Below are 25,691 nucleotides of genomic sequence, written 5' to 3'. Positions count from 1 at the left end.
TTGGTTGTTTGTTGACATTCGTCCCGTTTCTTCTGGGTTTTACATTTTGAGAGGAGGATGTTGTTTGAAATTGCGTGCAGTTCCTATTGTTGTGGCGGCCGTTTTGGCAGCCTTGTTGATGTTTGGGGGATGGTTCATTTACCGTCAGGTTACAATGCAAAGTCCTCTGGAAAAACTGGTATCTCAATATCCAGGCGTGACAAGCGCTCAAATAGATATTAAACAGGATCAGGTCGTATTGAAACTAGATCTCAAACCGCAGGCGGATGTGGCCGGATTGGTCGATGTGGTTAAGCAAAAAGGGCAATCCATCATTGGCAGCCGTACCATTAAGCTGGATATCGCAGATCGTTCCAATTCAGCACTGAATCAATGGTGGTCTGAGGCTATGTTTCCTGTAGCCGAAGCGATGGAAAATAAAAAGTATACTCAAATTTCATCTACAGTTGAGCAGATGAAAAAGAAAAAAGCAGGTATCAAGGCTGATACCGATATGGATTCAAACAATGTCTATATCCGACTCAGCGAAGGCAATGCGACTAAGTTTATCGTCTTGCCACGTCAATCTCAGCAAATGGGGGTATGGCCTAATGCCTAGATGGATCAAGGAAATATTAATCGGTATTGTGCCGGTGACCATTATATTTCTCGTTTTTATTGGGGTGAATATTATCCCTCTTCTGGTTGCGGGCGTGATGCTCAGCGGCTTGTTAATGCTCATGCATGCTCGTGGCGGCTTGGCCGTAGGTGCCGGGCAAGAGCGCAAACGTAAAAAAAATGGTCCGGACAAGCTGACTTTTGAGGAAATTGGTGGACAAGAAAGCGCTAAACAGGAATTGCGTGAAGCCTTGGATTTTTTGAATCGGCATGATGAAATTTCCAAGTTTGGTATTCGTCCATTGAAAGGCGTTTTGCTTACAGGCCCTCCGGGAACAGGAAAAACGCTGATGGCGAAAGCAGCTGCACACTACACCAATTCTGTGTTTGTTGCAGCTTCAGGCAGTGAATTTGTTGAAATGTACGTGGGTGTCGGTGCAGGTCGTGTCCGTGAGTTGTTTCGGGAGGCTCGCACTCGTGCAGCCAAGGAAAAGAAAGAAAATGCAATTATTTTTATTGACGAGATTGATGTTATTGGTGGTAAGCGTGAGGGTGGACAGCAACGAGAATATGATCAGACTTTGAATCAGTTGCTGACAGAAATGGATGGCATTTATTCGGCAGATACACCGCGGATATTACTTATTGCGGCAACAAACCGTAAAGAAATGCTGGACAGCGCCTTAACGCGTCCAGGACGCTTTGACCGCCATATTCAAGTAGACTTGCCTGATAAGAAGGGCCGTCTTCATATCCTTAAAATTCATGCCAAAAACAAACCGATTCAGGAAGATGCTAATTTGGACAAAATCGCTGAGGAGTCTTACGGTTTTTCCGGTGCACAGTTGGAGAGCGTCATGAATGAAGCGGCCATCTATGCAATGAGACAGGATCGTCAAATGATTGCGCAGAGTCATCTATCCATGGCGATTGACAAGGTGATGATGGGTGAAAAAACAGACCGAGAATCAACATTGGAAGAGAAAAAACGTGTAGCGATTCACGAGCTGGGACATGCTATTATGGCTGAAATCGTCCGTCCCGGTAGCGTAAGTCAAGTAGCGCTCAGCCCGCGTGGGAAAGCGCTCGGTTACGTGCGTCACAATCCACAGCAAGAACATTATTTATATACCAAGCAGTACCTGGAGGAGCAGATTATGATCTCGCTCGCAGGGGCTACTGCGGAAGAAATGTACTATGGCGGTCGAAGTACGGGCTCAAGTAATGATTTTGAGCAGGCGCTGAATATTGTTCATACGATGATGACTTCCGGTTTGACTTCTCTAGGGATTATTAACATGGAAATGGTTACAAAAGAGGAACTTATGCGGGAAAATGGCGAAATTATGAATGACTTGCATAATCGGACTTTGGAGTTGCTGGAAAAGCATCGTCCTGTGTTCGACAATTCTCTTGACATTCTGATGAAGGAAGAAACTCTGTCCGGGGATCAATTTAGATGTCAATTTAGTGAAAATGCTTTATTACCAGCATAATTTTTTATGCTGGTTATTTTTTTTTACTTTTAGTCCGTGCTAAGATATTATTATCTATTGGGACATAAACATGTATTTTTCGACAAAGAAGGATACAATATATGAGAGTGACCAGGAAAGGGTGGAGTTAAGAACCATGCAATTTAAAAAAATCGGCGTCATTGGCGGCGGCACCATGGGACAAGGTATTTCTGAAATGCTCGCGTCCAAAGGAATCGATGTGCTGTTAGTAGAGCAGACACCAGAGAAACTAGACTACGCTTATAATATGATTGAAACAAGTCTAGACAAGCAACTGGAAAAGTGGGCAATCACCCAAGCAGAGAAAAAACTGATTTTATCTCGCATTGAAAAAGTATCCCATCTGGCGGAGCTCGCTAGCTGTGATATGGTCATTGAAACCATTACAGAGAATCTGGACGAGAAGAAAGTTGTTTTCCAAGAGCTGGATCATGTGTGTCCAAGCAACATTATTCTTGCAAGTAATACATCCACGCTGAGCCTGACCGAGCTTGCCAGCTCGACCAAGTATCCAGAGCGTGTTATTGGTATGCACTTTATTTATCCAGTATCCCGTATTGATCTTGTAGAAATTATTCGTGGTTTGAAAACTTCAGACGATACCTTTGAAAACACGAAAATGTTCGTGGAAGAAATCGTGGAGAAAAAAGGAGTCATGATTTATGAATCTCCTGGCTTTGTAACTAGCCGGATTATCTGTCTGCTAATTAACGAAGCAGCTCATGTACTTCAAGAGGGCGTAGCTTCCGCGGAAGACATTGACGATGCTATGCGCATCGGCTACAACTTCCAAAACGGTCCTTTGGAAATGGCTGACCGCTTTGGTCTGGATTCCGTTTTGGCTGCTTTGGAGCGGATGTTCCGTGAATTTGGCGAACTGAAATACCGTCCGTCCATCGTCCTGAAGAAAATGGTGCGTGCAGGTAATCTGGGCGTGAAATCGGGCGAAGGCTTCTTTAAGTATGACAAGGATGGTGACCGGATATGAAAATTCTCGTAATCAACGCAGGGAGTTCTTCCCTGAAATACCAATTGTATGATATGACGGACGAGTCCGTTTTGGCAAAAGGATTGGTAGAGCGTATCGGTATGGACTCTTCAATTCTGACGCATAAACCAACCAATAAGGAAGAATACACTGAAGTTAGCGAAATTTTGGAGCATACTACTGCCATCCGTAAAGTGCTGAATGCACTCACAGATGCAGAGCATGGTGTTATCTCCAGCATTAGCGAAATTCAGGCTGTGGGCCATCGTGTGGTTCATGGAGGCGAAATTTTCAAACAGTCAGCGCTCGTAACTCCTGAAGCGAAGAGTGAAATCCGTCGCTTGTTCGACCTGGCTCCACTGCATAACCCAGCATCCATGATGGGGATTAAAGCGGCTGAATTGAATATGCCAGAAGTCCCGCAAGTTGTGGTATTTGATACTTCGTTCCATCAAACCATGCCAGAAAAAGCTTATATGTACGCCATACCGAGAGTGTTGTACAATAAGTACAAGGTACGTCGTTACGGTGCACACGGCACTTCCCATGACTTTGTAAGTAAGGAAGCTGCCAAATTTGTCGGCCGTCCTTTGGAAGACCTGAAGATTATCACTTGCCATATCGGTAATGGTGGTAGTGTAACAGCAGTTCAAGGCGGTTTGTCTGTAGATACTTCCATGGGTATGACTCCACTGGAAGGACTGATGATGGGTACTCGTAGTGGTGATTTGGATCCAGCAATCGTACCTTATGTTATGAACAAAGAAGAATTGACTGTCAATGAGGTCAATTCGATGCTGAACAAGCATAGTGGACTTCTAGCTATTTCTGGTATCAGCAGTGATATGCGTGAAATCACTGAAGGTATGGAAAAAGGCGAAGCTAATTCTACATTGGCATTTGAAATGTATGAATACCGTCTGCGCAAGTATATTGGTTCGTATGCTGCCGCAATGAACGGGGTAGACGTAATTGTATTTACGGCAGGCGTAGGTGAGAACTCCATCGTTCTGCGTAAGAGAGTGTTGGAACAACTGACATTCCTCGGTATCGAGCTGGATGAATCATTGAATGCTATTCGTTCTGGCGAGATTCGCCGGATTACAACTGCAAATTCAAAGGTAGAAGTACTGATCATTCCAACAAACGAAGAACTGGTAATTGCCCGTGACACGTTCCGTCTGGTTCAGTAGTTCGGTCCCTAAGTGTAAACTTTATACATGTGGAACTAGGGTTTAAGTACCACATGCACCAAACAGCGAGAGCAAACAGCCTGACCCAAGGGGAAGGGCTGTTTGATTTTCGGTTCAAGGAGAGAGACGGTCATGACAAATAAAAGTACGATTGCCCAAGTGGGCCGCCATGTAGGGGAAACGGTTACAATCGGCGCTTGGGTAAACAATAAGCGGTCTAGCGGTAAAATTCAGTTCCTGCAGCTACGTGATGGTAGCGGTTATATTCAAGGGGTTATCGTAAAAAGCGAAGTGTCTGAGGATATTTGGAATGATGCCAAATCCTTGACTCAAGAAAGCTCCCTATATGTAACTGGAATCGTGCGTGAGGAGCCGCGCAGTCAATCGGGCTATGAATTAACGGTTACAGGTATAGAAATAATTCATTTGACCGAAAACTACCCGATTACCCCTAAAGAGCACGGTGTAGATTTCCTGATGGATCATCGCCATTTGTGGCTGCGTTCCGCCAAGCAACGTGCAGTTCTGATCATACGGGCGGAAATTATCCGTGCTGTACAGGAATTTTTCAACGGCAACGGTTTTACGAAGGTAGACCCGCCTATTTTGACTCCTTCTTCTGCAGAAGGCACAACAGAGTTGTTCCATATCAAATATTTTGACGAAGATGCCTATTTGACACAAAGCGGGCAGTTGTACATGGAAGCTGCGGCAATGGCGCTGGGTAAAGTATATTCCTTTGGTCCAACCTTCCGTGCGGAAAAGTCCAAAACACGTCGTCACCTGATTGAGTTCTGGATGATCGAGCCTGAGATGGCTTTTGTGGATCATGAAGAATCCTTGCGCGTTCAGGAGCAGTTTGTAAGCCATATCGTGCAGTCTGTTCTGAAAAATTGTGCGAAGGAGCTTGAAGCCATCGGACGCGATGTTTCGAAGCTGGAGCAAATTCAAGGCGAGTTCCCACGGATTACGTACGATGAGGCGATTGCCTTCCTTCAAGGTGAAGGATTCGATATCCCGTGGGGGGAAGACTTTGGTGCTCCTCATGAAACAGCTATTGCCGAAAGATATAACAAGCCTGTGTTCATTACGCATTGGCCGACTCACATTAAAGCATTCTATATGAAACCTGACCCATCCCGCCCAGAGGTTGTTCTGTGTGCTGATATGATCGCTCCTGAAGGTTATGGCGAAATTATCGGGGGTTCCCAACGGATTGATGATCCAGCATTGATGGAAGAGCGTTTTAACGAGCATAACCTGGCACGTGAAGCCTATCAATGGTATATGGATCTTCGCACATATGGTTCCGTTCCGCATTCTGGCTTTGGATTGGGACTGGAGCGTACAGTAGCATGGATTTGTGGACTCGATCATGTACGTGAAACGATTCCGTTCCCACGCATGCTGTATCGTTTGTATCCATAATCAATGACAGGATCATTCGACAAGACATCAGCGGCAGAATGGGCGGAGGGAGTAGCCTATGCTATGGAAACCGGAATGGTTCAAATTCCCTACGCTCTGCTCAAGCATTATCGGACGCTTCGGCTGACGGATGGTGAAATGCTGCTACTGATGCAGTTACTTGCATTTAAACAAGCGGAACGTAATGAATTTCCGACATGGGAGCAATTGCAGGCTCGTATCGGATGCACTGCAAACGAAATCGCGCTTTATTTCAGTAAGCTCATGAAAGAAGGGTTTTTGCGAATAGATTCCGTGGAAGACCGCAGCTCATCCGTCCAATTTGAACGTTATAACTTGGCGGGTCTGTATCGCAAGCTGGCTGAATGTATGATCGCCGAGCGTTCGGAGCAGCGCGATGAAGATGACATTTTGTTTGCCGGGAAGCCCGATTTACTGAATGGAATATCAGAATCCCCAATTACAGAAGAACGAAATTTATTTACGATTTTTGAGAAAGAATTCGGACGACCATTATCACCGATGGAATACGAGACGATCAGCAGTTGGGTGGATCAGGATCGGTATCCGGAGGAACTGATTTTACTGGCTTTGAAGGAAGCGGTGTTTGCTGGGAAGGTACATTTCCGGTATATAGATCGTATTTTGCTAGAATGGAGCCGAAACCGGGTCCGTAATGCACAGGATGCGAAAGAATATGCCCAGCGATTCCGTGGTGGCGGTCGCAATTAAAGTAGCAGACTGAGCCTTTTAGGTAGTAAATTGATGCACTATGGCTTTCACATTGAAAGGGCGATACATGGACAACCGGGGAGTTTCGCCTGTGCACATGAAGGGCAGAAAATTAAAGTGATTAAGTAGACTTTAATGATAGAGGACACACTTTCCGATTTGGAGGGTGTGTCCTTTTTAAATTTTTTTTCGAAATATGCAGGGGGAGAAAAATTCCTGACGTCTATAGTATTGGGAAGGGGGAGAGCATCATTGATATAGAGAGAATCATTGAACGAATCCGGTCTGGTGATCGGCAGGCGTTTCGTGAGATCGTAGAGCTGTACAGCAAGCATGTATTTCATGTGGCCTATTCGGTACTGCATGACAGCAAGGAAGCGGAGGATGCCGCGCAGGAGGCGTTCGTTCAGGTATACAAGTCTCTCCCCCAGTACCGGAACGAAGGGTTTAAAACGTGGCTGAGCCGAATTGCGCTCCACAAAGCGTTGGATATCAAACGTAAACAAGACAGGCGGCCCGCAGAGCTTATAGACGTGGCGCAATCCCTTGTGCAGCTCCCTTCCCCGGATGAGGATGTACTGGCCCGTCTCATTCGCGAAGAGCAAACGGTAGAACTATCACAAAAAATCGCCCAGTTACCCCAGCAGCATCGGGATATTATTCAAGCTTACTATATGCAGGGTAAAACCTACGACCAAATTGCAGAAGAGACGCAGGTAGCTTTAAAAACGGTAGAGTCCAGACTCTATCGGGCACGACTATGGATTCGAAATCACTGGAAGGAGGAGGAATGGCAATGACTGACCAACAGGATAGACCGTGGATAGAAGGGCAAACGAATGACTGGCATGCATACATTACAGGTGCTTGTTCGATAGAGGAATCTACCCGACTGGAAAAGCTCTTATTGGAAGATGAACAGGCGCTTATGCTATATCTTGTTGCACTGGAGCAATTAGAGCCAACCTTGAAAGATTACTCTGCCTGGATGGACACGGAGCGCTTCACAGATCAGGTAATGGCTGTTCTTCCCGAGATAGAAATGGAACCAAATCAAGTTTTGTTCAAAAAACGCCGCTGGTTTGAAAAACCTGTGTTTCACTACGTTGTTGCCGCAAGTCTGACGTTAATCTTGCTTTCCAGTGGAGCCTTTGACAAAATGATGCCGCAAACAGGCGATAAGCCGATTCCTCCAAAAGAACGCGTCTCTTACAGTGAAGAAGTCATGCAAGCTACGACAACCTGGCTCGATAAATTAAAGCCCTAAATTAAGTTAATTAAAGTCAACTATCTGTTGGGAATTTGTATCAAGATCCCGTAAATAGAAAGGAAGTGTAGCAATGCCTTATACGGAACGAAGCAAGCTCTTGGCATTTCTATTGAACATTATCCCGGGTGTAGGACACTATTACTGGACCAGAAAAGCCAATGCGTTTGTATATACCATTTTGTTTTTCGGATGTCTGGCAGGGGGAATATTTTTTTCAGTGGTAGCAAGTGACGGAACGCCTTTTTTGGTGAGTATTTTTATTGCTGCTCTTTTATGGGGACTCAGCATGCTGCATATCGTGATTAGCTTATTACGTTACGATCCTCGCGCAGTCGCTGCTCCTTATCCCCCTCATGCAGGACCCAATCCATATGGCTTTTACTCGCAAAGTGGACCTTATGTACAGGCTGATTTAACAGGAGAGGTACCAGAGGAGGCAACAGACACGGGCACGAATGCCCCGCGGGCAGGTATGGGATATGCGCCGGGGTATAACCATTATCAACAAGGACATTATGGTATGGCAGGATCACCTGCTTTTCAAAAAGGATCGGACAATGAACGATTTTTTACGATTTTGTTGTCATTCATTCCTGGATTGGGACACCTTCATTTGGGGCTAATGCAGCGTGGCTTGTCTTTTCTGCTATCCTTCTTTGGCTTTGGCGCGATCCTCGTCTTTATTACGAGCATAACGAACGAATCCGGATTTTTGGCGTTTGCGGGCGTGTTGCCGATTATTTGGTTGTATTGCATGTTTGATGCGGTGCAGCATGTACATCGTAAACAAGCCGGAGACATTCTTCAGGACCGAACCTTGTTTGAGGAACTGGAGTATGGAAGAGTTGAGGGACGTCGTAGTAAAATGTTGGCTACCATTTTATCGGTGTTTCCCGGTGCCGGACATATGTATATTGGTTTGCAAAAACGTGGACTCCAGCTCATGCTACTGTTTTTAGGATTTATCTATATACTGGATGTGCTGCATCTTTCACTCTTTTTGTTCCTAATCCCGGTGGTGTGGTTTTACAGCTTTTTTGATGCATTGCAGCAGGTAAGCCGTTATGGACAGGAGCAGCTGATCGACAAGCCTGTGATCGGTATGTTTGCTCAATATCACCGTTGGGTAGGCTTGGGACTGCTTCTGCTAGGTGCATACTACATCCTGATTAACGTACTTGTTCCCACACTGGACCGTCTGTTCCCGGATGGACAAATTTACAATATAGTTGACATGTATTTACGAACCATTATTGTCTCCTTCCTATTAATTGGCGGCGGTGTTTGGATGATGATCGGTAATTCAAAATCTAAGCGAGCAAAGGAGAAACGATAAAATGGATACTGAATTTTCAAAGAGTGAGGCTTCCTTCAAGGGAGCCCATCACTCTCAGAACGATGTGAATGGGGCGATAGGCTTATTGGGCACTTCATCCCATAAGAATGGTCCCTCTAAGAACTCCAACGCGCCAACAGGGGTGTGGAAAGTCGGAAGGCTATCCATGGGGCTGTTCTTGGTGCTGCTGGGCGGTATAACGTTTGCCTCCAGGTTTTGGGGAGCAGGCATACTGGATCAGGCACTAACCTGGTGGCCTGTCGTATTTGTTTTGCTGGGACTGGAAATTTTAATGTATACTGCTTGGAAAGGGACACGTGAGCGCATTCGCTATGACCTGTTCAGTATGTTTATTACGGCGGTATTGGTTTTTTGTTGTATCGGATTTGCATTGGTCAGTTCACTGGGGATCACTCCGCAAGTTAGAGAAATAATGAGTTCGGTTCAGGAAACAAGGATTCTTCCAGACTGGCATGAAAAACTGCCTGCCGGAGTAACTAAGGTGATTGTGCAGGGCGAAGATCCTTATGCGGTCAAAATTGACGCAACCACCTCACCGGAGGTGCACGTGTTCGGGAGTTACGTATATACAGGCAATGAGGATGATTTCAAAGGAACCGAGCTCTATCAGACCAAGCATATTGGAGATACACTATATGTACTTCTCAGCCAGGTTCCCACACGTTTTATGCAAACACATCATCAGTTGGACGTTACCATTGCGGTACCTGAGGGAATAGCGGTTACTGTGCGTGACAGTCAGGGGAATGTGATTGAAAAATAGAGAGTGCTTCCAGCTTCAGCTTTACATTTTGTATTATACGCGCGATACTTGTAAGGGAGCGTAACTTGATGATATGCATTCGAAGAGCGAATGTAACCGGAAAAGAGGGAAAAAATGATTTCATTGAATCCTGACACACTTACAGAGCGTGTAAATTATAAGCTGTTGACCGGAAGTATTATCCCAAGGCCGGTAGCGTTTGTAACGACTTTGAGCAGCGAAGGTGTGCTAAATGGTGCTCCGTTCAGTTATTTTTCCATCGTTGCCGCCGAGCCGCCGCTGCTGTCTGTATCCGTACAGCGTGTCGATGGAGTTTCCAAAGATACAGCACGTAATGCGATGGAGCATAATGCTTTTGTCGTACATATTACAGACGAAGACAATGTGGGGGCGGTGAATGTGACGGCTTCCCGTCTGGCGCCGGAGGAGAGTGAGGTTGCACTGGCAGGTCTTACCCCGATTAAGAGTACAAAAATCGCCGTTCCTGGTGTGACTGAAGCGAAAATACGGTTGGAATGTATTTTGGAGAAAGTGATACCGCTGGGAGGCAAGGAGGATACACCTGCCTGTGATCTATTAATTGGGCGTGTAGTGCAGTATCATTTGTCGGAGGAAGCGTACCAAAATACATATGTGATTGCCAAGGAGTTGCGTCCGGTGAGTCGGTTGGCTGGAAACAACTATGCGAAGCTAGGAGAGCAATTCACGCTGGAACGTCCCCAATAGGGGACGTTTTTTTACAACATCAAGTAAAAGGAAATTGCCAGGCAATGAAAATATTCAAAGATGTTTGTAAGATTTAGGAGATCGAGGGTTTAGAATGGGCTCCTACTGGGTTGGGGTTCCCTGATGAAAAATCATTTGCCATTGCCCTTCATTTAATTTCCAAATGGAACTTCTTAATGACTTATTTCCGGTATCAATCGACTCAGTACAGTATGTTGCATGTACAAAATCTGAAGATAACACCTTTATGTTAAAGTCAGTAATCACAAATGGTATCCTCTAATTCTTTACTCACCTTATCACCCCAGTTGCCTTTCAATTTTCAGTGATACCTTCATCGGATTTAAAAGCTCAATTTGAGAAAAACAGATTAGATTGTATGTCGCCAGTAGGACAGGTTGCTTTTTTAATAAAAAAAAGAACGTTCCGTGCTTTCGCTAGGTTCCGTTCTCGATATTCAATGACCACTTTTACAATTCAATGATATGCATTTTTAATATTTATGATTTATTCATTTCGAAGTTTTTAGTAGTAGGGAGCGATAGGTCGTTTCAAACAGAAATTCAAACGCCTCTAGATGCTTTTTAGCTTCAAACACATCACGACCCCATGCATAAATGCCATGATTACGCAATAAAATTCCTGGAATCTGATCATTCAGCACGCCTGGTACCAGCTTGGCAATCGAGGCGATATCAGCATAATTTGGCAGCACGGGAATCTGGATGGCGGCATTTTCCTCCCAAATGTTAAAAGCCTTAATGAGCTCGATGCCTTGCACAGGTACAAAGCCCTGCTCGCCGTAATATTCGGAAATCAGGTTGTTAAACACGGTATGCACATGAAAAACTGCTCCACAGCCTGTCAGGCGGTAAATTTCGCAATGGATGAGCGTTTCAGCACTTGGCTTGAGGTTTGTGGCTTCTGCTGCTTTTCCGTATTGGTTTACGAACAGAAAATCCTCAGGAGTGCGTTTGGTCTTATCCTTGCCGCTAGCGGTGACTGCAAAATAAAATTGTTCAGGATGAAAATCACCGATTCGGATCGATAAATTGCCGCTTGTGCCTGGGAACCAGTTACGAGAGGCGAATAGCTCCTTGACATCAGCGAGTTCTTCCAACGAACGACGTTTTTCCTCGAATGAAATGTCTGCCAAGTTAAAACTCATTACAGTACCCCCTGCTCCTGTTTTTGCTTTAAATCCTCGATAATATCATCAAATGTCTCAAAGGGTACATGCGGTACGCCAAGCTCTTGACACTTTAATGTCAGATGCGAGCGGGAGTACACAAGATCGGCAATTTTGGCACCTTCAAAATCGGTCAGACTGTCGCCAATCAAAATCCGTTCGTATTGCTCGGGAGGGTATTGACGAATGACGGTCGTTTTGCACATGCCGCAGTCATTCTTACACGGCTCATTACATGGATGCGGCCACGTGATCTGGATGTGAGCCCCGGAAAAGTCCGCTCCGTTGCAAAAGATGTGATCCTGCGGGATGTCGAACGGTTCTAGCAATGGATCAATAAAAAAATCAATGCCCCCGCTAGTAACAAAAAATTCAATCTGCTGCTCTCGTACAAAGTCCAAAAAGCGTGCAAAGCCCTCACGTATACCCGCTTGTCCAAGTACATATGAGATAATGTCTTCTTTAAGCTCTGAAGGCATCAGGGCGAACATCGCATCTACGCCTTCACGAATGGACATATGTCCGCTCACGATTTGATGCATGATGGGCTCATAGCCCGCAGGCTTAAAATGCTTCATAATAGCGACAATATTATCGCTGTTTGTAATGGTCCCGTCAAAATCGCAAAAAATGACAGGCTTCTTGGCAGTGCTCATCGTTCGCCTCCCCACGTGTCGAGCGCAGATTGCAGCTCGGGATGAGTGCGGGCGTATTGTGCCAGCGGGACATTTTGCTGGACCGCTTCAATCGCTTGCACAAAGGCGCGTCCGCCAGCTTCCGTACCCAGCGGATGTCCGTGAATACCGCCTCCAGCGTTAACCACCACATCGGTACTAAAATCGCGGACAATGAGCGGCACTAGGCCGGGGTGTATCCCTGCGGAAGGAACAGGCATGCAGGCCTTCAGCGGTGAATCACGGGTGATCAGCTCATCGCGGATCGCCCTGTTTTCCTCACGTGGCATCGTCACTGAACCGTAAGGAGAAGGGAAGAGGACGAGATCAGCGCCAGCCAGCCGCATAAGCTGACCAAGCAGGACGGACGCCGAAATACCATAATGAGGCGAGGGGTAAGCAGCACCTGCTAATGAAGGATGGGCTGCAATCGGTACTGAAACGGCGGGATCGCTGCTAAGTTCATGCAGCACATCATAACCGTAGGCCAGTACGTTAAATAGTAACGCGTTCGCGCCTGCGTCGATAGCTTTGAGGGCTTGCGCCCTGAGCTGCGAGGTTGGACCGGTTAAATTAGCAGCATACAGCAGCTTTTTACCAGTCTCACGCTCAGCCTCTTCGGCAGCTCGGATACAGGCTTCGACACGTTTTTCAATCGGCGTCAGCGCATTTTCAAATAAGATCTCGTCGTCCTTGATCAGATCGACGCCGCCGAGAGCCTGACGGGTAAACTGTTCACGCAGTTCTTCCAAATTGAGCCCGATCACGGATTTGAAAATGCTCATGAGCAGAGGCCGGTCATACACGCCAAGCTGCTCGCGCAAGCCGCCGATACCGAATTTCGGTCCTGAAAAAGCAGAGAGGAATGCTTCCGAGAACCCCAGCTTCGTCAGCTTAATTCGGCCGTCCATCGAAATTTTGCCGAAGACTGTAACTAGCAATGCGGGAATGTCTCGGCTGAAATTGACATCCGGGTAAGCAATCGTCAAGTCGGCGTATCGCTCACCGGGGCCTCCATCGTGAATATCTACAGATTGAACAGATCCGAGATGTTTTTGCATCGCATCCCGCTTGGCCTGCGGGAGCTCAGTCCAGCTGCCCACCGTCATGCCGATGGCAATAGATTGGGCCTTTTGGTTAAAATCAGCTTTGTCATCGTATATTCGGTAGGTCGCCAGGCAATAGCTCACTCAATTCCCTCCTTAAGTACAGCTCCCATCTCACGGGATCGTTCAGCGCAGCGCTGCACCGCCGCAATCACTGTTTCGTAGAAGTCACCTTTGTCCAGTGTCTCCAATGCAGCTACCGTGGAGCCATTAGGAGACATGATTTTGTGACGAAGGGCAGAAGGCTCCTCTCCGGTCTGCTGTACCATGCGTGCTGCTCCAAGCGCAGTTTGCACTGTTAGTTCATGCGCTTGTTCAGGAGTCAAGCCACCGCGGATTCCCCCAGCAATCATGGCTTCCATTAAGTAGTAGACATACGCAGGGCCGCTTCCGGAAATGCCGGTCAATACATCCATTTTCTCTTCTTCTATAACCGTGACTGTACCTACAGATTCGAACATTGTAAGCACGCTTTTACGTTGACTTTCGCTGATCTCCTTGGAAAAGCTGATGCCTGTGGCTCCCAGCCCAATCGAGCTGGATGTATTGGGCATCGTCCGCGCGATTGGCTGCTTACGACCAAGCAACGTTTGCATGGTACGAATAGACAATCCGGCGATGACTGAAATGATCAGCTGTTCATCTGACAGGAGGGGACCAAGCTGTTCAAGTGCCCCGGCAGCATCTTTAGGCTTCATGGCAAGCACGATCACTGGAGAATGACGCAGCAGTTCTGTTTTGGCGGCATCTTCAGTTTGGAACAATACTCCGTATTGCTGTTGAAGTTCTTCAAGACGAGCCTGATTACTGCGGTTGATGACGGTAATACCGCCGCGTTTGACGACAGAACGATTCGTCATCCCACGAATAATAGCCTCAGCCATTGAACCTGCCCCGAAAAACGTAATTTGCTCGTTAATTAACACTTTTGTTTGTGATTCACACATGGATTCATACCTCCAAAGATACGGATTGATTTATGATATTATTCCCTGATTTGTCCAGTACCGTACACGCGGTATTTGGTTGAAGTCAAGGCAGGCAATCCCATGGGGCCGCGGGCATGTAATTTTTGTGTGCTGATTCCGATCTCCGCCCCAAATCCAAACTCGAAGCCATCCGTGAAGCGGGTGGATGCATTGTGGTACACGGCTGCCGCGTCCACTTCTTGCAGAAAACGATCGGCATGAGCTTTATTCTCAGTGACAATACACTCTGAATGCATCGTACCATAACGGGCAATATGCTCCAGTACTTCGTCCAAATTGTGTACGACTTTAACGTTTAAAATGTAATCATTGTACTCGGTGCCATAATCCTCTTCCGTGGCAGGAACAGCCCAAGGAGCCAGTTCTCGTGTCCGTGCACAGCCGCGCAGCTCAACCCCGGCATCACGAAAACGTTCAGCCAATCCTGTTAAATGTGCTTGTGCATAATCCGAGTGTACGAGCAGTGTTTCCATCGAGTTGCACACGGACGGTCTTTGTACCTTCGCATTGAGTGTAATCGCTTCGGCCATTTCTGTATTTGCTGTAGCGTCCAAGAATGTATGGCATACGCCAGCCCCGGTTTCGATGACAGGCACGGTAGCATTCTGAACAACATTTTGAATGAGTGAACGCCCGCCGCGTGGAATAATCACATCCAGCAAACCGTTCAAGGTGAGCATTTCATTGACGGAGGCACGATCCGAATCTTCAATGAGTTGAAGCGCCTCGCGTGGCACGGCTGTTGCGTCTAGCGCCTGCTGAAGCACTTCAATGATCTTGCGGTTGGAGGAGAGAGCAGCCGAACCACCGCGCAGTACAACCGGATTGCCTGTTTTCAAGCACAGGCCCGCTGCATCCACGGTTACATTTGGACGCGCTTCATATATGATACCGATGACACCCAGCGGTACACGTATTTTTTCAATTCGTAGACCATTGGGACGTTCAATTTGCTCAAGCGTGTCGCCAACTGGATCAGGTAGTGCCGCAATCTGGCGTAATCCTTCGGCAATAGCCCCGATTCGCTCCTCGGTCAGCTTGAGGCGGTCGAGCAGTGATTCGGATGTTCCCAGTTCCCGTCCACGTTTCAGGTCATTATGGTTTGCTGCAATCAGCTCTTCTGTATGGTTCACTAGAGCTTCTGCCATAGCAAGCAATGCTTCGTTTTTTTGTGCTGTAGTCAGTCGGTTCATAACCCCGGCACTTTTTTTCGCAAGACTTGCTTTGGTGCGTACTTCGCTGAATTGGTTATCCGCTGTTATCGCTGTGTTTGTCGTTAAATCACTCATATTATGGCCTCCCTACATACATAATGTAATCCATTCATCCCTGTGGATCACCTCAAGCCGATGGATGGGACCAATTTTGCCCACAACCTCGCCGCTAGGTAAACCTTGTACCATTCTAAGCTGTTCATCATCATAATTGACGATGCCTCGTCCTAACACCTTGTTTTCCGGTCCCAGTACCTCAACGACATCTCCGGCATGAAAGCTGCCCTCGACACGCCGTACGCCAACCGGAAGCAGACTATGTCCTCCGTGTACCAACGCTTCTTCGGCCCCAAGGTCTACATGCACCGAGCCTAGAGGGGTGGACATAAATCCAAGCCATTGTTTTTTCATGGGCAGTGAAGAGAGGTGAGTATCAAAATAAGTGCCCGGTCCGTGTCCTTCGACAGCTGCGTCCAGATCACCATTTGCGCTTACTCGGCCGACATATACAGGTACACCGCCGCGTGTAGCAACTTTGGCAGCCTCGATTTTGGATCGCATGCCGCCAGTCCCTACTGCTGATCCAGAACCTCCGGCTAATGCATAAATCTCCTCAGTAATTTCCTCGATACGTTCAAAACGTACGGCGTTTGGATGCTTGCGCGGGTCAGCTGTATATACACCATCGGTATCCGTGATGATAATCAAATGCTGAGCTTTGACCAGATTGGCAACTAGCGCAGACAGCATATCGTTATCGCCGAATTTCAATTCGTCAATCGATACGGTGTCATTTTCGTTAAAGATCGGGATAACCTGCTGGCGCAGCAATTCTTCTACAGTCATTCCGGCGTTGTTCATCCGTTTGCGGCTCAAAAAGTCACTACGGGTGAGCAGAACCTGCGCGATCACGAGGTCAAAATTTTTAAAAGCCTGCTCATAGGCTTGCATGAGAAGAGCTTGGCCGACGGCAGCTGCCGCTTGCTTCTCATGCAGCAGTTTGGGCCGAAAGGGATACCCAATCTCCCGGAATCCGGCGGCTACAGCGCCTGATGTAACCAGCAGCACTTCATGGCCTTTTGCACGAAGCAAGCTGATTTCCCTAGCAAAATAAGCGATGGCTTCCCGATTCAGGCCACCTTCCACTCCAGTCAGTGAGCTGCTACCGATTTTAATGACGATACGTGTTGACAAGACGTCCACTTCCTTAATTTTACTCTTTTTAATGCAAAAAAACTTCCATCCTTTGTATGCAAAGGACGAAAGTTTGTGCTTCCGCGGTACCACCTTCATTGATGATTCATGATCATCCCACTTAAAACCTGTTAACGGCAGGGACCGCCTGATTGCGCAGGGCGCTCGGGGATAGGAGTTGGGAGAGAGTCCAGGTAAATTCTTGCAGCCTATCGGAATTTACTCTCTGAACAGGACCGGGTCTCTCTTAATAGTCCCTTCAACGCGCTAAATGATATTGGATACAGAATACCACGAAAAGACCAGGTTTGGCAAAGAAGTTGTAGCTGGAAAATACGGCTTAACCAAACAGGTTTAGCTTGCCAATTCGATCAGCTGCCTCGGTCAGACGAGCTTCTGAGCTCAGAAGCCCTGCCCGCACATACCCTTCGCCGCCGCTACCAAAGCCGATCCCTGGAGCGACAGCCACCTTGGCTTCACGCAGTAGCAGATCGGCAAAAGAAGCCGAGCTATAGCCCTGCGGCACAGGTAACCAACTGAAGAAGGAGCCGCTTGGGCGTGGCGCCTTCCAACCTATATGCCCAAGTGCATCATAAAAAGCGTTACGGCGTGATTCATAGCGGGCCACCAGCTGGCCTACGCACTCTTGCGAAGACGTCAGAGCTGTCGCCGCTGCTGCCTGAATGCCGCCAAACAGGCTTACATAAATATGGTCCTGCAGCAGATTAATCAGTGAAATAATTTTGGCATTACCGAGCGCGAAACCAACACGCCAGCCGGCCATGTTGTATGTTTTGGACAAGGTATAGAACTCAATTCCCACGTCCTTAGCCCCCTCAGCCTGAAGGAAGCTCACTGGCCGTTCGCCATCGAATCCAATAGCGCCATAGGCAAAATCACTGGCAACCACAATACCGTTACGTAACGCAAATTCAACCGTATCCTCGTAGAAGGAGAGTGGGGCAGTTGCCGCAGTGGGATTATTCGGATAATTAAGAAACATTAATTTGGCGCGGCGGCGATCTTCTTCGGTAATGGCCTCATAATCGGGCAGAAAACGGTTCTCTTCCTTTAAGGGGAGAAATGACATTTCCGCTTTAGCCAAGGCTACGCCAGACCAGTAATCCGGGTATCCGGGATCAGGGACGAGACACACATCGCCCGGATTGAGTAAAACTTGCGGTAGCTGAACCAAGCCTGTTTTCCCGCCAAACAGGATGGCGACCTCGCTTTCCGGGTCAAGCGTTACACCGTAATCCTCCTGATAGCGCTGGACAACGGCTTCTTTGAGAAAGCTGTAGCCGCGAAAAGGTGAATATTTATGGTACAGCGGGTTATCTGCTGATTCCTGTAAAGCTTTTACAATATGGGGTGGAGTAGGAGTGTCCGGGTTTCCCTGACCGAGATTAATGACATCATGCCCTGCTGCAATTTCACGATTTACATTTTGTACAAGTGTGGCAAAAAATTGAGTGGGTAACTGTTTCATGACGTCAGCCGAGGGAATAGAAAAATGAGTCATCAATGTACACGACCTTTTGGAATAGTTTAAGAAACAATCTATCACGATTTTACCGAGTTGTATAGGGGGAATTGAGCTTTCATGGTTGCGTAATCCAGATTAATCGGGCTATGATGGGAGAAAATACCGGACGACAGGACACGGGAAGTTCCGGCTCACAGAGAGGATGAAGGACTTTGACGTATCAGGAAGCTCAGCCATTCGGTGTGGCACTTATACAAGCTCATATAGAGATAGGAAATCCCCCCGAAAACCACAGTCATATCCGATCTTTAATGGAACAAGCGGTGAAGGCCGAACAAAAGCCAGATCTGATTGTTCTACCGGAAATGTGGAATACGGGTTATGCCTTGGATCGCATTCATGAGCTGGCGGACGAAGAAGGGACGGAGACCCGGGCATGGATAGCAGCATTTGCCGCCACCCATCAAGTGAATGTAGTAGCAGGGTCAATCGCAGAGAAAAAAAGCGACGGTCATGTGTATAATACGATGCTCGTTTTTGACCGTACAGGCAAAGAGATAGCTTCGTACTCCAAAATTCATCTGTTCCGACTTATGGATGAAGAGAAATATTTACAGCCTGGCGAGGAAAAGGTTGTATTCGCACTGGATGGCGGGATTCAGGCTGGGGCGTCAATCTGCTACGATATCCGTTTTCCTGAACTGGCCCGCAGTCTGGCTCTGTCCGGCGCAAATTTGCTAATCGTACCCGCAGAATGGCCTCATCCCCGGCTTCATCACTGGCGTACCCTGCTGACCGCACGGGCTATTGAAAATCAGATGTATGTCATCGCTTGTAACCGGGTAGGTCGTAGCGGAGATACCGATTTCTTCGGGCATTCGCTCATCATTGATCCATGGGGAGAAATGATTGCCGAGGGCGGAGAACAGGAGGAAATTCTCACCGGATCAATTGAATCAGCCTTGGTTCAGGACGTGCGCGGGCGTATTCCGGTGTTTGAAGATCGGCGTCCCCTGCTGTATGACCGATAGTTAGTGTAGAAAGGATAATCCATGCTTAAGGAACGCATTGAATTTTTGTGTAAAAAGAAAAACCTATCCCGTAAAGAACTGGTAGACGGATTGGTTACACCTGCACATTTTGCGAATATACTGGCTGATCGTTACCCGCTGGCTGAGGATCTGGCTGAGCAAATTGCTGAACGGCTAGGTGTACAACCTTCTTACCTATTGCGTGCATCGGCAGAAGATGAGGAGACGCTGGCTACAGCGGATAAGATTTTCACAGAGCTGTCCAAGTTGGCTAATCCCGCTACGGAAAGCTATGTGGATCAGTTGGAGGATCGCAACGATTCGCTCGTGGTGGAAATGACGACTTATTTAATGAAGGCTGTTTATTTTCAACAGTTAAATGACCCAACGGCCTATGATTATTTGCATCAAACCTATTTGAATTTTTACTTGGAGAAGTTTGGTCGCTCGGATGAGGTGGAGCTGCCTGTACCGCTAAAAAAAGCAATTTTATTTTATAAAATTCAGTATTTCCGCTCTAAAAATCATTATTATGATGTACTAAATAATGTTACGCAGCTAATCCGCCTGGTGGAAGAAGGGACGGAAAACTGGCTCAATGCGCAAAACATTATGATGGAGGCCTGCATTCAGGTCAAGCAATTTGATCAGGCAAAGCAGGTATTTGAGCAGACGATGCGCAGAGTATATGATGATCGGCTTTTTCACCGTTTGACGGGTCTGTATGTGGCTTACAGCGGATATTGTTTTGCTATGGGTTCTGTACAGGAAGCACTGTTAACGTTGTCTATGGCGGAGGCCAATTTGGTCTATTTGGAAAATGCAGCAGATATGCTCACGACGATCCTGAACAATCGGATTATTATGCTGACGTCGATTAGCGAGCTGGATAAGGCCTTGGAGGAAGTGGTGCGTTTTGAAGCACTGGTGAGTCGGGAGCGAGAGGAAATGCAACAAATGATGCTGCCCGTTACGCTGATATATCGCTGCGAGATTGCGTTTGCCCGGAAAAACTGGGGGCTGCTCTCACAGCATCTGGATCAGCTGCGTAAAACTAATCTGACAACGGATCAGCAAATGGGGCTTGATTTTTATGAAAGCCAGCTTGCGCTTGCCCAGGGAAAACAGGATGCTTTTTGGAAGCATGCTCAGCAATGCTTGCCTTATTTTGAAGCCCTCCAGCATCCTGCGCGGCTTGAGCAACTATATGAAACGCTGGCTGTAGTGTCCGAGGACAGTCGTCGTTATAAAGAATCATCAGCGTATTATCGTAAACTGGTCTATCTTTTGCGTAAAAAATAGTCTGAATGCATTCGTTTTTCACAAAACGATCAGATGATCGTGTAAAAGAATGCTCCGAAGTGCGCAAAATTTTGTGCAAACTGCCCCAAAGTTCAAAACTAAACCGACAAAATACAGTTTAAAGCTGCTGTTTTTTCGGTTTTTTTGTATGTGCCAAAACATATTGTGATGCCGGATACCGTCTTCTATACTGAATTCATAAGGCACAACAACAATACAAAATATGAGGTGCAGCCACATGATGAACTTTTTCGGCAAGAAGAAAAAACAGCAGGATGCGATAGAACATGCAGATCAACTGATGAATAAGGGCTTATCCGGATTACTTATGAAAGGTCTGGTCCCCAAAGAGCATCGGGAACAGATCAACCAGAGCTTAAACTCGGCAAGACAAGCTCAAGCAGCGGCTAACGGTGGATTGGCGATGGCAGCGACTGCGGTTGTCATTTCGGTAACAGATACCGGGAAGCTCGTAAATTTTGATCCGATTGTGGTGCTTGTACTAGATGTGACGGAAGTTAACGGCAATCGATACCAAAAAACACTGGAAACACTCGTTTCCAAGCTGCAAATTCCGCGGCCCGGAGATACAGTGGGGCTGGGTAGCAATCCGGTAAATCCATCAGAGCTGATTTATATGGGGCTGGTGACAGCATAAATGATTGGAGCGTTTCACCATTCTTGCGGGCATATTTTTAAAATAGATGATTGAAAAAGGGGTTTTGGAGGATGAAAGGATTTTTGAGTCTGATTGGGGTACTTCTGGTGTTTGGCGTAGGGTTTTCGCCTTTTCTGGCTGAATATTTATGGGATGATCCATTTTTGATTATGGATGCTCCGTGGTATCGGCCGTTAATTTATACAGGATTTGCGCTTATATTTCTACCGAGTATTTTAGGTCTATTTTTTGGAGGCGGTAAAGTCAAGAAGGGTGTTCCTGGAGTGGGAATCATTACAAGTGTTCAACAAACAGGGACTTATGTAAATAATCAACCGCAGGTAAAGCTCGGGTTGACCGTAACCAAACAGGGAGAAGACAAATATGATACTGCTTTGACGACAATTATTCCTTTGACCTCCATGGCTCAATTTCAGCCGGGCTCGATCGTTCCGTTGATCGTATCTGAGAAAGACAAAATGAAGGTAGGTCTTGACCTGAAAGGTCAGGTGTCGCAAATGGATTTGCAAGCGTTAATGAATGAGCAGATGGTCAAGCAGGGCGTATCGCCTGAGCTGATGGAAATTGCCAAAACCGGTGAGCAAGCCTATGCGAAGATACTGGATGTCACACCCATGGGGGAAGCGGGGCCCAATAAAATCAAGCTTCAATTTACGCTGACGGTGACGAAAAGCAGTGGCGAAACATTTAATGTAACCACGCAAAAGGATGTTTTCTCTTCCCAACTATCCAAACTGCAGCAGGGAAGTATTATAGAGGTTATATATTCGCCTCAAGATCCTTCGAAACTGGTTATTAAGACACAAGTGAGTGAAGCTGACGTACAGCAAGCATTTGGTTCTTCCCGATAAAAAAAATTGTTCCGCCTGTTTCAGATACAGCCTATAGGTGTATTATAATAGTATCCCGACACCAGGAGGTTGATAACGATGGATAACCAAAGTAGATCCGAACTGGCGAATAGGGATGGCCTGTCACGGCCGAGAGGCTTAAATAGACAGGTTGTCGGAAACAACTATGAAATGGGCTATGATCAGGACAAAAGTCCACCACATCTAGGGAGACCCTGATCACAACAAGGCGAGGACAGACACTTTGGGATCACACAGCACATTGGAACTGAGGTAGGACATTCTTGGATACCAAGACTAGAGACCTTAAGGAAAGAAGTGATGCGGGATGGATAAAGTGGAGTTTCCGAGCAAGCGTAGAGTAATCAGGCGAGGCTGACATGAATTTCAAATGAACATGAAATGTGGTTCGTTGAAGACAGATGGAAGCAACATCGCAACAGTGTAATCGAACCCGTGATCTAATTGCAGTATTGAAAGTATAGGGACGAAGCCCCAGGGCCGTCTTCCTCTCTGGCTTGGGCAGGGGAGGAAGACGGTCCTTTTCACGTTCGAGGCTACTTTTGAGAAAGTTGCTTGACCGTTTCTCGGAAGGTATCAATAAAAGCTTCGGCAGCTTTAGACAAATAACGTCCGTTCCGGTAAGCAATCGCTAGGGTGCGGCTGGGGGTAGGTTCGGCTAGTGGCAGCAATGCTGGAACAAACTCGCTACTGGCGGCCCGTGCGATAAAACGGGGGACGAGTGTCACGCCCATACCTGTCGCGACGAGCGATTGGAGTGTCTCCATATTAGTGCTTTCAAACACCACATTGGGTTCAAAGCCTGCTTGATGACACAGATCCATCGTCAGCTTGCGAAAGCCTTGCCCTTTTTTCAGGACGACAAAAGGCTCGTCTTTAAGTTCTTCCATATGCACGGGCTGCGGCTGGTCACCGATTTTACGCACGGCTAGGGGATGACCCGGAGGAACGGCGAGATCAATCCATTCTTCACCGATGGGCACATAAGAAAGTGTAGGTTCTACTAAGGGAAGAGAGAGCAGGCTGAGATCTGTATCGCCACTTGCCGTTTTTTTCTCCAGATTCATGGAGGAATCTTCGACTAACACGATTTCAATGTCTGGATGAGCCCTCTTGAATACAGGCAGCACATGCGGCAGCAAATGGGAGCCCGTGATAGGCATGCTGCCAACGACGACCTTCCCTTTTCTCAGTTGAGAGATATCGTCCATTTCCTGTCGGAGTTGCTCCACCGCGTCGACTATTTTTTTTGCCTTTTCCACAAAGCTTGCTCCGGCATGTGTTAATTCCACCGTGCTGGTGTTGCGTTGAAACAACAGCACCCCAAGCTCTTTTTCCAGTTTGGACAATTGCTGGCTCAAAGAAGGCTGGGCAATATGCAGTTTTTCTGCGGCACGTGAGAAGTTTTTTTCCGCTGCAATTTGCAGGGTGTACTGAAGCTGTCTGAACTCCATCGAATTTCATGCTCCTTATCTTATAAGCTTTTCCTATTACATTATAGACTGATTATACAATAATAAAATTAAATGCCCAATCCTAACGAATCTCATGTGTCACAAGTTTTATATAGATGAAGTGTTTTTTCACAAATAGCTCCTTTTAATACAGATAATGAATTCCCTTAACATTCTCCTGATAAAACCTAATTAATCTTAGTTCTGGTTGTACAAAAAAGGTCTGGGAGGAAAATGAATGCTAAAATGTTGGGGGATACATACGAAAAAATCGGTGGCTGCACTCGTAGCGACAATGATGCTAACCGTAAGCGGCGGGACAGCGATGGCAGTCGAGAAGGATACATCAATTAAAAATGTAATTATTCTGATTCCAGACGGTATGGCTAATGACGCTACTGCACTGGCTAGATGGTACAAAGGATCATCTTTAACGTTAGACAGCATGGCAAGCGGCATGGTGCGCACGCATTCCGCGGATGCACCGATTGCCGATTCTGCTCCAGCGGGTACAGCTTTTGCCACAGGACATAAATCACACACTGGCTATGTAGGTGTTCTTCCGGATGAAGCGACGATGCCTGGACAACAACCGATCGCAGCAGGTGATGCCAAAAAACCTGTAGCTTCCATTCTGGAGGCTTCCAAGCTAGCAGGGAAATCGACCGGAATTATTGCTACTTCGGAGATTATGCATGCGACACCAGCTGATTTTACCGCACATTATCCTGACCGTAAAAATTATGATGCACTCAGCATGCAACAAGCCTACAACGGAGTTGACGTTGTGTTAGGTGGAGGCGGCAAGTTTTTGGAGCCAGCAGGGCGTAAGGACGGCCAAGATATAATTGCTCAAATTAAAGACCAGGGCTATGATTTTGTCACAACACCTGAAGGGTTGAAAAATTCGACCTCCAACAAGCTCTGGGGCAGCTTTTCTCCCGAAGCCCTCGCGTATAACTTGGATCGCGATGCATCCAAGGAACCTAGTTTGGCAGAAATGACAACGAAAGCCATTGATGTGTTATCCAAAAATGATAAAGGCTTTTTCTTAATGGTAGAAGGCAGTAAAGTGGATTGGGCTGCACATGCTAATGATCCAACGGGAATTATTAGTGACGTGCTTTCATTTGACGATGCAGTGAAAGTGGCTCTGGATTACGCCAAGCAAAATCAAAATACTGTCGTCGTAGCAGTGACAGACCACGGAAACGGTGGATTGACGATTGGTAGCAGTGATACAACTAGCAATTATGACAAAACGCCTTTGGCTTCTTTTATAGACCCGCTGAAAAAAGCGAAGCTAACGGGGGAAGGCTTGGAAGCCAAGCTGAATGCAGATCGCAGCAATATTAAAGAGGTGCTTTCCACGTATTTTGGCATCACCGATTTGACAGACGAAGAAGTAAAGACAATTAAAAATGCTAAAGAAGGTAGCGTGAATTATGCCGTCGGACCGATGATTAGCAAACGTGCCAATATTGGCTGGACTACGGGTGGACATACAGGAGGCGATGTTGTGTTGTACACGTACGCGCCGAACGGAGACCGTCCATCCGGTGTAATCGACAATACGGATGTAAATAAGTATATGACACGTGTACTTGGACTGGATTTGGATACAGTCAGCAAGCAACTGTTTGTTCCTGCAAAAGCCGCTTTTGAAGCTAAAGGAGCCAAGTTTACTGCAGACACGAAAGTCATTACAGTGACCAAAGGCAGTAACAAGCTGGAGCTTCCAGTATACAAAAATATTGCTACACTCAATGGTAAAAATTCTACGCTCAACGGTGTAGTCGTATTTAACGGCGTTGATTATTTTGTACCCCAGCAAGCGATTGATTTGATTCAGTGATAAACAGAACCATCGACAGAAGCTGTTTCTTCCATAAGGGAGGAGGCAGCTTTTTTTTGTGTAGAGATGAATAGG

The 25,691-nt window shown here is 46.7% G+C and carries 25 protein-coding genes; 17 read left to right on the top strand and 8 right to left on the bottom strand.

Translation table 11 applies throughout. The features are described 5' to 3' along the window. The first annotated feature begins 64 nt into the window (after positions 1-64). The 11 genes from KSP24_RS07090 (at position 65) to KSP24_RS07040 (ending at position 10,571) form a co-directional block, all read left to right on the top strand. Positions 65-598, top strand: a complete 534-nt coding sequence (locus KSP24_RS07090; protein ID WP_013371633.1) for a hypothetical protein — start codon at positions 65-67, stop codon at positions 596-598. Beyond that, positions 591-2,093 (top strand): AAA family ATPase, encoded by a 1,503-nt coding sequence (locus KSP24_RS07085; RefSeq protein ID WP_013371632.1) that lies wholly within the window; start codon positions 591-593, stop codon positions 2,091-2,093. Before KSP24_RS07090 ends, KSP24_RS07085 begins: the two co-directional genes overlap by 8 nt. A gap of 136 nt (positions 2,094-2,229) precedes the next feature. Then, positions 2,230-3,102, top strand: coding sequence for a 3-hydroxyacyl-CoA dehydrogenase family protein (locus tag KSP24_RS07080; RefSeq protein WP_013371631.1), 873 nt, complete (start codon positions 2,230-2,232; stop codon positions 3,100-3,102). After that, the gene (locus KSP24_RS07075; protein ID WP_013371630.1) at positions 3,099-4,295 is read left to right on the top strand and encodes an acetate/propionate family kinase; all 1,197 of its coding nucleotides are present in this window, start codon (positions 3,099-3,101) and stop codon (positions 4,293-4,295) included. The genes KSP24_RS07080 and KSP24_RS07075 overlap by 4 nt, the downstream gene beginning before the upstream one ends. 132 nt (positions 4,296-4,427) lie before the next feature. Then, on the top strand, positions 4,428-5,723 hold the full coding sequence (asnS, locus tag KSP24_RS07070) for an asparagine--tRNA ligase (RefSeq protein ID WP_025678555.1): 1,296 nt from the start codon (positions 4,428-4,430) through the stop codon (positions 5,721-5,723). Positions 5,724-5,726: 3 nt separating this feature from the next. Next, on the top strand, positions 5,727-6,455 hold the full coding sequence (locus tag KSP24_RS07065) for a DnaD domain-containing protein (protein WP_216974795.1): 729 nt from the start codon (positions 5,727-5,729) through the stop codon (positions 6,453-6,455). 194 nt (positions 6,456-6,649) lie between these two features. Then, positions 6,650-7,255, top strand: a complete 606-nt coding sequence (locus KSP24_RS07060) for an RNA polymerase sigma factor (RefSeq protein ID WP_330706225.1) — start codon at positions 6,650-6,652, stop codon at positions 7,253-7,255. Further along, positions 7,252-7,722, top strand: a complete 471-nt coding sequence (locus tag KSP24_RS07055; protein ID WP_040103508.1) for a hypothetical protein — start codon at positions 7,252-7,254, stop codon at positions 7,720-7,722. The genes KSP24_RS07060 and KSP24_RS07055 overlap by 4 nt, the downstream gene beginning before the upstream one ends. Positions 7,723-7,795: 73 nt before the next feature. After that, positions 7,796-9,061 (top strand): multi-tm2 domain protein, encoded by a 1,266-nt coding sequence (locus KSP24_RS07050; RefSeq protein ID WP_216974794.1) that lies wholly within the window; start codon positions 7,796-7,798, stop codon positions 9,059-9,061. 1 nt (position 9,062) lies between these two features. Continuing rightward, positions 9,063-9,845 (top strand): hypothetical protein, encoded by a 783-nt coding sequence (locus KSP24_RS07045; RefSeq protein ID WP_216974793.1) that lies wholly within the window; start codon positions 9,063-9,065, stop codon positions 9,843-9,845. Between the two features lie 114 nt (positions 9,846-9,959). Next, positions 9,960-10,571, top strand: a complete 612-nt coding sequence (locus KSP24_RS07040) for a flavin reductase family protein (protein ID WP_216974792.1) — start codon at positions 9,960-9,962, stop codon at positions 10,569-10,571. A 511-nt stretch (positions 10,572-11,082) separates the two neighbouring features. On the opposite strand, the gene mtnB is transcribed toward KSP24_RS07040, so the two are convergent. From mtnB to KSP24_RS07005, 7 genes are all read right to left on the bottom strand, one after another. Further along, positions 11,083-11,739, bottom strand: coding sequence for a methylthioribulose 1-phosphate dehydratase (gene mtnB, locus KSP24_RS07035; protein ID WP_216974791.1), 657 nt, complete (start codon positions 11,737-11,739; stop codon positions 11,083-11,085). Beyond that, the gene (locus KSP24_RS07030) at positions 11,739-12,416 is read right to left on the bottom strand and encodes a 2-hydroxy-3-keto-5-methylthiopentenyl-1-phosphate phosphatase (RefSeq protein ID WP_129549496.1); all 678 of its coding nucleotides are present in this window, start codon (positions 12,414-12,416) and stop codon (positions 11,739-11,741) included. The genes mtnB and KSP24_RS07030 overlap by 1 nt, the downstream gene beginning before the upstream one ends. Further along, positions 12,413-13,624, bottom strand: coding sequence for a 2,3-diketo-5-methylthiopentyl-1-phosphate enolase (locus tag KSP24_RS07025; RefSeq protein ID WP_216974790.1), 1,212 nt, complete (start codon positions 13,622-13,624; stop codon positions 12,413-12,415). The genes KSP24_RS07030 and KSP24_RS07025 overlap by 4 nt, the downstream gene beginning before the upstream one ends. After that, positions 13,621-14,487 carry a pyrroline-5-carboxylate reductase gene (gene proC / locus KSP24_RS07020; protein WP_064963007.1) on the bottom strand — a complete coding sequence of 289 codons (867 nt, stop codon included), beginning with the start codon at positions 14,485-14,487 and terminating at the stop codon, positions 13,621-13,623. The genes KSP24_RS07025 and proC overlap by 4 nt, the downstream gene beginning before the upstream one ends. A gap of 38 nt (positions 14,488-14,525) precedes the next feature. After that, complete coding sequence (locus KSP24_RS07015; protein ID WP_025678567.1) at positions 14,526-15,818, bottom strand: glutamate-5-semialdehyde dehydrogenase; 1,293 nt, start codon at positions 15,816-15,818, stop codon at positions 14,526-14,528. A gap of 12 nt (positions 15,819-15,830) precedes the next feature. Next, positions 15,831-17,036 carry a glutamate 5-kinase gene (gene proB / locus KSP24_RS07010; protein WP_216974789.1) on the bottom strand — a complete coding sequence of 402 codons (1,206 nt, stop codon included), beginning with the start codon at positions 17,034-17,036 and terminating at the stop codon, positions 15,831-15,833. A gap of 241 nt (positions 17,037-17,277) precedes the next feature. Then, positions 17,278-18,459, bottom strand: coding sequence for a pyridoxal phosphate-dependent aminotransferase (locus KSP24_RS07005; RefSeq protein WP_216974788.1), 1,182 nt, complete (start codon positions 18,457-18,459; stop codon positions 17,278-17,280). 176 nt (positions 18,460-18,635) lie between these two features. Between KSP24_RS07005 and KSP24_RS07000 the strand changes: the two genes are divergently transcribed. The 5 genes from KSP24_RS07000 (at position 18,636) to KSP24_RS06980 (ending at position 22,505) form a co-directional block, all read left to right on the top strand. Further along, a complete protein-coding gene (locus KSP24_RS07000; RefSeq protein ID WP_058711559.1) occupies positions 18,636-19,454 on the top strand; it encodes a carbon-nitrogen family hydrolase in 819 nt (272 codons plus the stop codon). A 21-nt stretch (positions 19,455-19,475) separates the two neighbouring features. After that, a complete protein-coding gene (locus tag KSP24_RS06995; RefSeq protein WP_216974787.1) occupies positions 19,476-20,756 on the top strand; it encodes a helix-turn-helix domain-containing protein in 1,281 nt (426 codons plus the stop codon). A gap of 238 nt (positions 20,757-20,994) precedes the next feature. Further along, complete coding sequence (locus tag KSP24_RS06990) at positions 20,995-21,414, top strand: hypothetical protein (RefSeq protein WP_013371613.1); 420 nt, start codon at positions 20,995-20,997, stop codon at positions 21,412-21,414. 71 nt (positions 21,415-21,485) lie between these two features. Continuing rightward, positions 21,486-22,286, top strand: a complete 801-nt coding sequence (locus KSP24_RS06985; protein ID WP_025678572.1) for a DUF3592 domain-containing protein — start codon at positions 21,486-21,488, stop codon at positions 22,284-22,286. 78 nt (positions 22,287-22,364) lie between these two features. Next, entirely contained in the window at positions 22,365-22,505 is a 141-nt protein-coding gene (locus KSP24_RS06980; protein ID WP_165082404.1) for a hypothetical protein, read from the top strand. A gap of 338 nt (positions 22,506-22,843) precedes the next feature. On the opposite strand, the gene KSP24_RS06975 is transcribed toward KSP24_RS06980, so the two are convergent. Further along, complete coding sequence (locus KSP24_RS06975; RefSeq protein WP_013371611.1) at positions 22,844-23,761, bottom strand: LysR family transcriptional regulator; 918 nt, start codon at positions 23,759-23,761, stop codon at positions 22,844-22,846. A 238-nt stretch (positions 23,762-23,999) separates the two neighbouring features. On the opposite strand from KSP24_RS06975, the gene KSP24_RS06970 reads away from it, so the two are divergent. Then, complete coding sequence (locus tag KSP24_RS06970) at positions 24,000-25,616, top strand: alkaline phosphatase (RefSeq protein ID WP_040103517.1); 1,617 nt, start codon at positions 24,000-24,002, stop codon at positions 25,614-25,616. The last annotated feature ends 75 nt before the right edge of the window (positions 25,617-25,691 follow it).

Source organism: Paenibacillus sp. AK121 (genome assembly GCF_019042715.1).
Lineage (GTDB): Bacteria > Bacillota > Bacilli > Paenibacillales > Paenibacillaceae > Paenibacillus > Paenibacillus polymyxa_C.
This window is presented reverse-complemented; position numbering and strand designations above follow the sequence as displayed.